The organism is Lachnoanaerobaculum saburreum DSM 3986, from assembly GCF_000185385.1.
In the GTDB taxonomy this organism is placed as follows: domain Bacteria; phylum Bacillota; class Clostridia; order Lachnospirales; family Lachnospiraceae; genus Lachnoanaerobaculum; species Lachnoanaerobaculum saburreum.
Window position 1 is genome coordinate 220,694 of the sequence record NZ_GL622296.1, and the last position, 12,188, is coordinate 232,881.

General features: G+C 31.2%; 9 protein-coding genes and 1 pseudogene. 5 read left to right on the plus strand and 5 right to left on the minus strand.

The genetic code is table 11. The annotated features are described in order from the left end of the window. Positions 1-321 precede the first annotated feature (321 nt). Positions 322-903 (plus strand): annotated as a pseudogene (locus HMPREF0381_RS01125) (IS1634 family transposase); the annotation flags it as partial. Between the two features lie 216 nt (positions 904-1,119). Then, positions 1,120-1,827, plus strand: a complete 708-nt coding sequence (trhA, locus tag HMPREF0381_RS01130; RefSeq protein ID WP_008750012.1) for a PAQR family membrane homeostasis protein TrhA — start codon at positions 1,120-1,122, stop codon at positions 1,825-1,827. Between the two features lie 62 nt (positions 1,828-1,889). Here the strand turns inward: trhA and HMPREF0381_RS01135 are convergent, their stop codons facing one another. The 5 genes from HMPREF0381_RS01135 to HMPREF0381_RS01155 form a co-directional block, all read right to left on the minus strand. Continuing rightward, positions 1,890-3,080: an ABC transporter substrate-binding protein gene (locus HMPREF0381_RS01135; RefSeq protein ID WP_242824375.1), complete on the minus strand. Its 1,191-nt coding sequence runs from the start codon at positions 3,078-3,080 to the stop codon at positions 1,890-1,892. 56 nt (positions 3,081-3,136) lie between these two features. Further along, a complete protein-coding gene (locus tag HMPREF0381_RS01140) occupies positions 3,137-4,243 on the minus strand; it encodes a glycoside hydrolase family 172 protein (protein ID WP_008750014.1) in 1,107 nt (368 codons plus the stop codon). Between the two features lie 21 nt (positions 4,244-4,264). Beyond that, positions 4,265-5,119: a carbohydrate ABC transporter permease gene (locus tag HMPREF0381_RS01145; RefSeq protein ID WP_040460997.1), complete on the minus strand. Its 855-nt coding sequence runs from the start codon at positions 5,117-5,119 to the stop codon at positions 4,265-4,267. Between the two features lie 13 nt (positions 5,120-5,132). Next, positions 5,133-6,011 (minus strand): carbohydrate ABC transporter permease, encoded by an 879-nt coding sequence (locus HMPREF0381_RS01150; RefSeq protein WP_008750016.1) that lies wholly within the window; start codon positions 6,009-6,011, stop codon positions 5,133-5,135. An 85-nt stretch (positions 6,012-6,096) separates the two neighbouring features. Beyond that, positions 6,097-7,356: a sugar ABC transporter substrate-binding protein gene (locus HMPREF0381_RS01155; RefSeq protein WP_008750017.1), complete on the minus strand. Its 1,260-nt coding sequence runs from the start codon at positions 7,354-7,356 to the stop codon at positions 6,097-6,099. A 166-nt stretch (positions 7,357-7,522) separates the two neighbouring features. Between HMPREF0381_RS01155 and HMPREF0381_RS01160 the strand changes: the two genes are divergently transcribed. The 3 genes from HMPREF0381_RS01160 (at position 7,523) to HMPREF0381_RS01170 (ending at position 12,109) form a co-directional block, all read left to right on the plus strand. Further along, positions 7,523-9,310 carry a sensor histidine kinase gene (locus tag HMPREF0381_RS01160; RefSeq protein ID WP_008750018.1) on the plus strand — a complete coding sequence of 596 codons (1,788 nt, stop codon included), beginning with the start codon at positions 7,523-7,525 and terminating at the stop codon, positions 9,308-9,310. Beyond that, entirely contained in the window at positions 9,307-10,911 is a 1,605-nt protein-coding gene (locus HMPREF0381_RS01165; protein WP_008750019.1) for a response regulator, read from the plus strand. The genes HMPREF0381_RS01160 and HMPREF0381_RS01165 overlap by 4 nt, the downstream gene beginning before the upstream one ends. A 76-nt stretch (positions 10,912-10,987) precedes the next feature. Beyond that, a complete protein-coding gene (locus HMPREF0381_RS01170) occupies positions 10,988-12,109 on the plus strand; it encodes a VanZ family protein (protein ID WP_008750020.1) in 1,122 nt (373 codons plus the stop codon). The last annotated feature ends 79 nt before the right edge of the window (positions 12,110-12,188 follow it).

A 12,188-nucleotide genomic window follows, 5' to 3' on the forward strand; every position in this document is an offset into this window, starting at 1 on the left:
ATCTATTCTAATATAAACTCTTTTTCCATACTTTAACCTAGATTATTCATGGTAACTCCATGAAAGTGGCTTAAAGCCACATAATTACTATATTTTAACAAAATATTGCGTTCACCTATTAAGTGACCCGTCTTCCGTCGAAGTACTATGAAAGTTCCGACGTTTTAAATTTCTAATAAGCTATTTAGTTTTATACAATTCTTTTAAATCCCTTATTTTAAAGGCTTTTCTGGCATAAAAAATATTTCAAAAAATTCGAAAATTTTTTTTGAGCATGTTATAATCATAGTACTTCATAGCACTTTACTTTTAGAGGTGTTTATGGCTTATTTTTTGAGAAAAGAAAAGAAGAAAAAAGGTACTTATCTCCAGATGTATGAATCATTTTGGGATAAGGATAAAAAGCAACCAAGAACAAGAAATGTAAAATCTTTTGGTTATGTTGAAGATTTGATTTCAGATGAGATTCCCGATCCGATTAAATTTTATAGCGATTATGTAAAAGAGCAAAATGAGAATAGAACAAAAGCTCTTTCTGAAGAATCACGTCCTCGTGCATTTTCAAATCCTGTTGAACTTAATATAGGACACTTCTTACTGTCCTCGATAATTGATGAGCTTGATGTTAAGGAAACTATTGATATACTTGCTTCTCAAATGCGTTTTCAGTTCTCTGTATTTGACTTAATTACACAACTTGTTTATGCAAGGATTATATCTCCATGCTCTAAGTCAAAGACAGTCTCTCGTGTATTTCCATACCTTTATGGCAGCTCAACCATCTCTGAAGACCAAGTATATGACGGGTATTCTTTCCTAGGAGAGTCCTATAAAAAGTATATTGATTTGTTTAATCACTCTTATGAAAGGTATTTTAAAAGAGATTTAATTGATAAATCTTTTTAATATATTTTCACCTCTAAGTATCGTTTTATTGTACTTAGAGGTGAAAATCAAGCCTATTTTTTCTTTATTTTAAAGAACGCTTATAAAGTTCTACAATAATTACTCAACACTTTTAATTATTTTCGACTTGCAATTTTACATATTTTGATATAGTATCAATATATGTTATATGTAGTTTTCGAAACTATGTAAATCTACATTAAGGAGGTATTTATGAAAGCAAAAAATAGAGAAAAAACAAGATTTGGTGTACTGCCGGGTACTATATCAATACAAATAAGGGAACCCGGATCTGCAATCACTCACTTTGTGGGACTTATACTTGTTTGGATAGGTGCATTTCCATTGATGCAAAGAAGTATAGAACATGGAGGCTTTATCACATCCCTGTCTATGCTTGTGTTTATTATATCCACTACACTTTTATATACAGCCAGCACACTATACCACTCTGTAGTGCTGGATCTGAAAAAAACGATGATATTCAGAAAAATAGACCATACAATGATTTCCGTATTGATAGCAGGAACTTATACACCTGTATGCCTTACAGCACTTAAGGGCTTTACAGGATATATGTTACTTACAGCCATATGGGCACTTGCTGTCGGAGGAATTTTTCTAAAAATCTTCTTTGTCAGCTGCCCAAAGTGGTTATCATCTATTATATATTTAATAATGGGATGGCTTTGCGTGTTTGCCTTAAAACCACTCTATAAGACGTTACCGCTTTCAGGATTTTTATGGCTGCTGTTTGGAGGTATTTCATATACACTCGGAGCTGTAATCTATGCATTTAAACTGAAAGCATTTAATGAAAAACACATCTACTTCGGTTCACATGAAATATTTCATGTGTTTATAATGCTTGGAACATTCTGCCACTATATGCTTTTATATACCACACTTTCATTCTATTGACAAATATTACTGCAAAATATATCAATTACTAAATAGGGCTGTTTATCAGCCCTATTTTATATTTATTTACTATAATTTCTATTTACTATTTTTTGTGCATTATAACAGAATTCATCAAGTGTTATTTCATCCAACAAATACTTTTGAAACAGCTTACCCATTTCTGAAATATCTATCATTGAACCGGAAGTTAAAGGTCTTGCCTTTAACTCAACATCCTTGACATATTCTCTTATAGTATCAATATCCGGAACATTTATATCTTCATTCAATATAACATCTACTCTTGCCGGAATCTGATTCATGGCATTGCTGTATTCTACGCATCCCTCTTTACTTGAAATATATTTTAAGAAACGCTTTGCAGCGGATTTATTCTTTGAAGCTTTATTTAATACATACTGCCATGTCGCAATATTTGTAGTCAAACTTTTTATCTTAGGAAGTTTGGATAAATGTATCTCATCTTTACCATATTTCCCGGAATTATAAAATACATTCATTGCACCGCTATACATGAATACACTCCCATACTTTCCGTCTATAAACTTCTGCTCCATTTGTTCATATCTGTCTATCATTTGACCTTTAGATGTATAGCCGTTTTTTAACATATCATGTAAGAATATTACGGCAGCTCTTGTATCACTGTTATTCCAATTATAATAATCTCCACCAAACATATTTATAAACTGTGATAAATCATTGTATATATATGTTTCTTCCCAAGCACCGCCATAAGCATATACAGCTGTACCATAATCATAATCTAAGAATAGTGAAAAATCCTCAATGTTTTTAATATCTTGGATCTTAGATTGTCCGGCATACTTTTCATTTACCCAAAACATCATAATATCCATCATATAAGGTACAGAAAAGATACTGTTCTTATACATTGATACTGATTCTACATAGTCCTTAGGATATAACTGTAATACATCTTTTGTTATAATATCATCCAAAGGCTCCAAATATCCTTTTGATTTAAACTCACTGACCATCTCGTCATTTACTGAAATCAAATCTATATCAGTGCTTCCTGAATAAAGTTTAGTTGATATTTCAGCTTGTCTGTTATTTGCATCTTCCGGACAAGGTACTACATTGATTTTTATATTTAATTTCTTTGAAATATTATCAATATACTTAATAAACTCGGGATTATCAGCCTCTATATGCATTATATTTAATTCTTCAAAAGAATCTGATTTGACTTCTTTTTTATTTTCTTTATTATTCGTGCATGACATTAAAAATAAACAAATGCATAAAATGATAATATATAATGTTTTTTTCAATTCCACACCTATCTTGGACGCCTGTACTCCCTGCTTAAAAGTGGTGAAAATGGTGTATGCGGCTCACTCTGATACCAATAAGCAACGCTTGCAACATCATCTTGTCGCTCAAACAGACCTCCATGTCCGACACCGATTTGTTGTATAGTAACCCTTAATTCCTCATCAAAACATATGGGATCCTGTATATGCCATCTATAAAATCCCCTCATAGGCAAGCAATCATCATTGTGATAATCATTGTGAATAAGTTCGTCATGTGAAGAATAATAAGGATAGCCCATATATGCAGTATTATAATTCTGTTCCACAGTCTTGCCGTCTATTTGCTTTGCAAAACTCCAAGATCCTCCAAAATAATCTTCAGTTCCGGTACCGCATATTGTTGGATATTCTATATCTCCGTCTATATAAAACTTCACTTCACCTTCACCCCACCAGTATCTTTCCAATGTTGTCAATGCTAAATATGTACCTACATAATGCCCTCTACCTTTAACATTATCAAGTATTACATAGTCCTTACCTATTGTGGTAAATCTCTCTCTTCTCCACTGTGCATGAAAATATGCCGTATCTTTTGGAAGATCATCAACCATACAGTAGTCTATTTGATAGAAGAAAGCCGGTATTGGGTTCACATGCTGATTTTCTAAGGTAATTCTTGCTCTTTTTTTAAAAGGCATCTGGAAATAGCTGTTCAATCCTCGATTCGGAATAACTGCTATAGGTATGGAGTTTACTGTGCATTCTCTTGCAAATCCACAGCAAAATAAATCTCCCAACGGACTCTCTACAGAAGGTACTTCCTCATCATCCCAATACATCCTTATTACCAGGTCACTTAAAACAAAGCAATCCGCTTCTGTAGTCTTATTCGTAACTGTAATCCATATATGATTTATGATACCGGGTCCTTTTATATCTGCAAGTGTTACTGTTGACCCGCTTGGTATATCTCTTAAACAGGGGCTTCCTTTTCTTGAAGGTCCGAGATTGCTTGCCGCCATCCCGCCTTTACCCTTTTCTCCTGTAGGGTTTTCTGCATTTATTGCCCTACTTTTTCTATTCTTTAAAATAGCTAAATTTCCTAAACTTCCATATAAATCGTTCATAAATTCTCCTCCAAATATAAACTATGATTTAACACCGCCTGCCATAATTCCGTCCATAATTTGTTTTTCAAAGATTGCTACAAATATTATTATCGGCAAAAGTATAATCCATCCCATAGCACTGACCAAATCCCATGGCACTCCGTACATGTTATCTCTTAAAGGAAGTTGAACAATTGCTACCGATAACACCTGAATTCCGTTTGAGTAATATAAAGGTGTAAAAAAATTATTTAAACAATTTATAAAATTGATAATACATACAGTTGCAATAGCAGGTTTCATTAAAGGTAAAACTATATAAAAAAGTATTTGTATAAAGTTTGCACCGTCTATTGAGGCCGCTTCTTCAAGAGAAATAGGAATCTTACCAACAAAATTATTTAATATCAAAACTGTAAAAGGAATCACTGAGCTTACATATAATAAGATCAATCCTTGATAAGTATCAAACAGCCCAACCTTTTTCATAAATTCATATAGAGGTCTTGCAGTTACCACTTCAGGAATAAGCAAAGTTGCAAGTATAAACGCAAAAGCTATACTTATCCATTTTGACTTAAATCTTGAAAATCCATATGCAGCCATTGTGCATAACATTGTACTTATTATTAATGTACTGCCTACAATCAGTATTGTATTTCCTATTTTACTCAATAATCCTACATTTTCAATGAGAAATTTATAACTGTCAAGTGTAGGATGATTCGGTAGATAATCTATAGGCTTCTTAAATAATTCTCCTGCCGGTGTAATTGATGAAATAAAAATCCAATAAACAGGAAATAGGATAAAAAAAGCAACTACAATAAATAATAACCATTTACACATAATGATACATTTCTTATATATTCTATACTTTATATTACTTTTCATATCACACCTCTTATTAATCATTGTATTTATTCATAAATCTGATGTTAACCCAACTAAACAATGCCATCAAAACAAATAACATAATAGCTAGAGTTGATGCATATCCTATATTTAAGTTGGTAAACGATTCCATAGCTATACGGTAAGCTATTAGAGATGTATCCTCACCCGGACCACCTGATGTCATAGCATATACCAAGTCAAATGATGTTAATCTCCACAATGTAAATGGAATACATAATGTAAGTATATTCTTAATTATCAGAGGAAGAGTAATTTTGAAAAATATTTGAACACTGTTAGCACCGTCCACCTTAGCTGCTTCATACACATCTTCTGATATGAATTGGAGTCCGGATAAAATAAGTATTGCAAAAAAAGGTAAATCTTTCCATAAATCCATGGATATGACTGCTCCCCTGGCAGAGCCTGTATTTATTAGCCAATTAAATTGAAAATCCGGTACAAATCTTCTTATTAAATCATTAATTAAACCATAGTCATTATTAAATCCCCATTTTGCCGCCATGCCGATAACAACTGCCGGCATAGCCCAAGGTATTAACACTATGGTTCTCAAAAAGCGTCTTCCTCTAAACTTCATATTGAGAATCAAAGCTAATACAGTACCTAATAAAACATGAAAAAGCATAGATACAACAACAAAAATTACTGTAAACTTTATTGATGAAATAATCTTATCATCCTTAAATACATCAATATAATTTTTAAATCCTATAAACTCATGTATCCCTGATAATACTTTAATATTATATAAACTGTTTATAAATGTTATTACTATAGGATATATTGTTGTAAAACCCCTTATTACTACTATAGGTATTATCAAAATTACAGGTATATATTTTTTTATCTTATTGTTAGTATTCAAAATGATCCTACCTCCACTTATATAAAAACAAATGCTACAGCTTACATTATGTTAAATCAAAATATACTGTAGCATTTAAAGTATTCTATTTATATTTGTTTACCAGTTCCTGTGCTTTCTTACAGAATTCATCAACGGATATTTCACCCTTCATACACGACTGATATATTGTTCCCATATCTGTAATAAATTCCATAGTTTGAGGTAACATAGGACGACCCTGCACATTGCACTCTGATGCGTATCTGCTGTACATCTCTTTTGCCGGATCTGTATCAGGCACAACCTTCTCGGCAACATCCTTTCTTGCAGGATAACGATCAAATGCCTTATATGATGCCTCCATTCCTCCTTCAGATGCCATATACTTTAAAAACTTTATTGCTGCATCCTTATTCTTGGAAGCAGTATTCAGTACATAGCTCCATGAATCTGTAAATATTGCCCTCTTACCGTCATCAGTCATTGAAGGTACCATAGCCATATGTATCTTATCTTGTCCTAACATACCTGCTTTTTCATAATCTGTTCCAAGTCCCCACATAAACCAACATCCATACTTTCCGTCATTTGCCTTTGGGTTCATCTGCTCATACTTATCAGCAATCTGATCAATAGGTGTCTGTTTATTCTGTACCATATCATATAAAAACTGTATTGCTTCTTTATTCTCCGGCCTTGTCCAATCAAAGTAGTCTCCACCGAACATATTTACAAATTGTGCAATCTCATTAAATACATATGTCTTTTCCCATGAACCGCCATATCCGTATCTTCCGTCTTTTGAAACAGCAAGCATATATTTCTTAAAATCTTCCTTTGTATCCAACTTATCTATTCCTGCTTCATCCAATATCTTCTGATTTACCCAAAATGCCAGATAACCTGCATAACCCGGAACTCCGATAATATTTCCCTGTTTATCTGTAATCATCTGATCTAAATAGCCCTTTGCAAATTCACCTCTGATATCCTCTGTCATAACAGTATCATTCAATCCGTCAAGCCACCCGGAATTTTTAAATGATGCACTCATCTCATCATTTATCTCAAGTATATCTACACTTGAATCACCTGTAGAAAGAATAGTTGTTATTTTTTGCTGACGAGTATCGGAGTCTGTAGGTGCTGCAATTACATTTATTTTTAAACCTGTAGCATCTTCGACATTCTTAAGCCAATCTCCAAAATCTGCATCTGTAGTATTTATACTATAAAGTGTTAAATCATATTTATTACCACTGTTATCACTGCCTGAAGATTCTTTTGCATTACCGCCACACCCTGATAATATACCTGTTAAAAACATTGTGCCTAACATTATTTTTGCGATTTTCTTCTTCATTTTCCCTCCATTTATTGTTATATATTGATTTTGATATATAAATAATAATAAAGTTTTTCATCTAAAAAAATACAATATATTACGAACCGTTTATATTATTTTTGTTTGTATTGTTTTATATTTTCTCTACGTCTATAATAATTTCTAGGTAAACAAGGAGGTATTTATGTATATTATAAGATATCTGAAATCTTTTATATTTTCAAAATATCATCATAGATTGGTATTCTCATTTTTAATATGTACATTATTACCACTTATTGTAATGGGATCTGTACTATACAGTATTACACATAAAATCGCAGGTGACAGTATATTAAATTCAATTATTCTTGCAGATGACCAGCTTAACATAAGAATAAATAATAGATTAAATCAAGTTCAAAAGGTATCAGATGCTATCAGATATGATATGTACTCATTGATGCAAAGAATGTCACATACAAGTGAGGACTTCTCTATACTTACAAATGTAAGAGATAATATATATCTACTGAAATCAACTTTTAATCTTTATCATATAGATATTTTCCTGGATGAAAAAAATATTGCTTCTTCAGAAGGATTATTCTTTCACCCACTATACAATTTAAAAGAATATGGGCTTGAAAATATTGTAAATATGGACTCTAAATGGATTTATAAACCGAACTATCAGTTACCCTATGTTTTAGATAACAGCAAAAAATCACAAGATGTAATAGGCTATGTGCATACACTAAATGATCAAGTCACCAAAGAAACTGAATATACATATATAGTACTGATAAACACAAGTGAGTTTTATGATATGTTAAATGAAAGTTTTGAGGGGGTTGATCTTACAGGATTTATTATGGATGCTAACGGTAATATTATCTCACATACAAATAAGGAACTTATCGGTAAAAAATTAGATGATGTTATACTAAATTTCATTTTAAGTAATACGAAAAAAATATATGCTGATAAAAATTTATATTATCATGCAGTTGCTCTGGATAATGGTTGGTATCATGTTACTGAAATTCCAAAAATATATGTCTATAGGAATATATATACTATACTTCAGACATTTTTTCTGATTATATTTATATCTATACCTATAATACTATTTGTAATTTTCCTTACATCTGCAAATTTAACAAACAGAATCAGCAAGCTTTCATCTGCTATGGATAATTTTAAACTTGGCAAAAAAAGTATCAGCTTCAGTTATTTAACAAATTTAAATAACTCTAATTATTATGATGAAATAGACAGGCTCGGTTTAACATTTTTAAATATGCAGAAATCTATAAATAGAAATATGCAATCCATACTTGATTTGACTGTGTCGGAGGAGAAACTTAAATATCAGCTGCTACAATCACAGATTAACCCTCATTTTTTATATAATATACTTGGTACAATAAAAACCTGCCAAACTATCGGTAAACCTGATATAGCCAATCAAATGATAGATAATTTAACAAGATTTTATAGAATGTCTCTTAGAAAATCAGGAGAAAAAATAACTATAAAAGATGAGCTTGAAATCTCAAGACTGTATCTTGAGATGGAGCAACTCTGTCGTAAAGATACGTTAAGTTGGAGTATAGACGCGGAAGATGGTATAGAGAATTATCTGATATGTAAATTTACATTACAACCGTTCCTTGAAAACTCTATTCTACATGGTTACTCTGCCGAACATCAAAGCATACATATATCTGTATCTGTATGTTATGGTGACGATGAAATAATTATTGTTATAAATGATAATGGATGTGGAATTGAACCGGATAAGCTGTCAAAAATCAGATACCAATTAAAAAATCATATAGTGGACTATAACCAACATTTCGGTATTTGCAATGTAAATAAAAGAATATCCAGCACAGAATTTGGTTCCGGGGAAATTACAATTAAAAGTTATTTAAATGAGGGTACTACTATTACTATAAAGTATGCCCAGATGGAGGAAAACGATTGAAAAAGGTAATTTTAATTGATGATAATTATATTGTCTCTGAAGGTATTAAAATGAATATTGACTGGAATTACTTAGACGCCGAAGTATCTTTTACCGCACAAAATGGTAAAGATGCTCTTGAATATGTAAAAAATGAACATATAGATCTGATAATTACAGATATAGAAATGCCAAATATAGACGGCATAACACTAAGCCATGAGATATTAAAAATAAATTCATATATAAAAATAATACTTATAAGTGCATATGATAAATTTGAATATGCAAAACAAGCTGTGAGGCTTGGAGTATGTGACTATATTGAAAAGCCTATAGACTATGTATTTTTAACTGAAAAAATAAAAAATGCTTTTGATAAGATAGATAGAGAACATAAAAATCTTTCTATTTTAAAAGAGAGTAAGCAACTTATGATAACTAAACTTTTTCAAGATATATTATATTTCTCATCAAATAAACCTTCAAAATATTTTGAAAAATATATTAGTTACCTTGACCTTAAAATAAATTATTCATTCTTTAATATAGTAAAATTGGAAATTGAAAGTCCGATATTGTTTGAAGAAGATGATGGCGTATTGACATTTCAGATGGAACTTTTAAATATATCAGATACTTTTAAAAAAGCATGTGAATTATTTGATAATATTTATTGCATTCAAGATTTAAATAACTTAATATTTATAATTGCACAAAACAGCAATACTCCTTCTCATTTTCAATATGTCATTCATAAAACTGTCTCAGCTTTTTTTGATTCCTACAAAAACTCTGTATTCAATATAAGCATTGGAATCGGAACTATTGTAGATAGTATATGGAAATTAAATATATCCTATGAAAATGCTTGCCACGCCTTAAAATATAGATTTTTTTACCCAAATAAAAATATATTTGATGCATTGGAAGCTACAGGTAAAGAATTCAGCTTACTGAATAACTCGGATTTTATTGAAGAGGAATTTATAAGTCTGCTATGCAAAAAAGATAATACTGCTATTGAGGAATGGCTTAGGCACTTCTTTGATGAATTATCTAAGAAATATGAAAATAAAAATATTATATTTATTCGTATATACTCATTGCTTGGAAAAATATTGAAATTCCTATATGAAATAAATATTGATACAAGCACTCTGGAACAAAAAATAATCTCGGTATATAGCGGATTTGATACCTTTCATACTTATGATCAATTCTTTCTGTGGATGAAAGAAATCTGTAATTTAGTATGTGATAAACTAAGTCTGTCTTTAAAATCATACCATGACCAAACTTATGAGCTTGTTGATAATTATATTAAAAATAATTTTGAAGATAATTCACTAAGCCTCAATGATATAGCCAGATATGCAAATATGAGCCCTTCATATTTAAGTGCATTATACAAAAAAAATAACAATAAAAGTATAAGTGATACAATCACTTCATATCGCATTGAAGCAGCTAAGGAATACTTAGTAAACAGTACCCTTTCACTAAAAGAAATAAGTATAAAATGCGGATATGCCAATCAGTACTATTTCAGTACTAGCTTTAAAAAACAACTTGGTATCTCTCCGTCAGTATACAGAGAAAAATACTCATCCCTACAATAACCCTTTTGTATAGACCTATACACTTGACTAATACCTTGGCTTTGTGATACAACTTAGATGTTTCATTGGAGGTAATATGAATCAATATTTAATAATTTCCTTTCAAGCTGTTGTACTGTTTCCGATAGTGGTGGCTGTTTTTACATTGCCTTATATTGCTTATAACTACCACAAATACGGATCTATACTCAGCTTAAAGGTTGTAATAGTTTACTCTTTTATATTTTATTTACTATGTATGTACTGCTTAGTTGTTCTTCCCCTTCCTACACCAGAAGAGGCGGCTGCTCTACATGGTCATAGGATGCAATTAGAACCTTTTTTATTTGTTAAGGATATAATAAAAAAATCTGATGTTATTCCGGGTGAACCGAAAACCTGGCTGACTGTAGTATTGAATAAGGCTTTTTTGGTTAATATCTTAAACTTATTTTTGGCAGTACCGTTTGGAATGTATCTTCGCTACTATTTCAAAAGATCATTTTCACAGACATTGATACTGTCATTTCTACTGTCTTTATTTTTTGAAATAACACAGTTAACCGGACTTTATTTTATTTACTCCGGAAGTTACAGACTCTTTGATGTAGATGACCTTATTGTAAATACTATAGGTGGAATATTCGGATATATACTTGTAAGACCGCTTATGATAATACTGCCGTCCAGAGATGAACTTGATGAGGTAAGCTATAAAAGAGGTAGGGAGATATCACTATTTAGGCGGGTTATTTCATTATTTTTTGATATAGCTTCGGTAAGTATAATCACTATATTAAACAGACCGCTGTTGCAACATTATCATATATTCAGAGCATTTGAAATAAACCTTTTACTGTATTTTTCTATTTTGCCGATATTTACTAAAGGCTTTACTCTTGGAAGTTTTATTACAAGTACAGCTGTAGTTTCAACTGACGGAGGTCATCCAAGATTTTTTGCATACTTTATACGCTATGGTTTATTCTTCGGAGTATACTTTTATATTCCTTTATATATACGCCGGATATTGGATAATTTTATCTTGATAAATACTGATGCTTCAAAGGATATGGGTGTTATTACAATAGAGATTTTGCTTTATCTGTTGTACTTCTTATTCTTGCTTGTAGCTGTAATAAAAGCCGCACTGCATAGGAGTCTCTTCTATGAAAGGTGGTCAAAAACAAGGATTGAAAGTACGGTAAAAGTAAAATAATACTGCCTATAATATGAAATATATCAAAAGCAGGATCGGCACAAAACACCGACCCTGTTTTTTTATACTGTGATTACTT

Bases quoted from the DNA above. Each gene is read 5' to 3' on its own strand.
- trhA (WP_008750012.1), top strand. From the start codon at position 1,120: ATGAAAGCAAAAAATAGAGAAAAAACAAGATTTGGTGTACTGCCGGGT.
- HMPREF0381_RS01135 (WP_242824375.1), bottom strand. From the start codon at position 3,080: ATGTCATGCACGAATAATAAAGAAAATAAAAAAGAAGTCAAATCAGAT.
- HMPREF0381_RS01140 (WP_008750014.1), bottom strand. From the start codon at position 4,243: ATGAACGATTTATATGGAAGTTTAGGAAATTTAGCTATTTTAAAGAAT.
- HMPREF0381_RS01145 (WP_040460997.1), bottom strand. From the start codon at position 5,119: ATGAAAAGTAATATAAAGTATAGAATATATAAGAAATGTATCATTATG.
- HMPREF0381_RS01155 (WP_008750017.1), bottom strand. From the start codon at position 7,356: ATGAAGAAGAAAATCGCAAAAATAATGTTAGGCACAATGTTTTTAACA.
- HMPREF0381_RS01160 (WP_008750018.1), top strand. From the start codon at position 7,523: ATGTATATTATAAGATATCTGAAATCTTTTATATTTTCAAAATATCAT.
- HMPREF0381_RS01170 (WP_008750020.1), top strand. From the start codon at position 10,988: ATGAATCAATATTTAATAATTTCCTTTCAAGCTGTTGTACTGTTTCCG.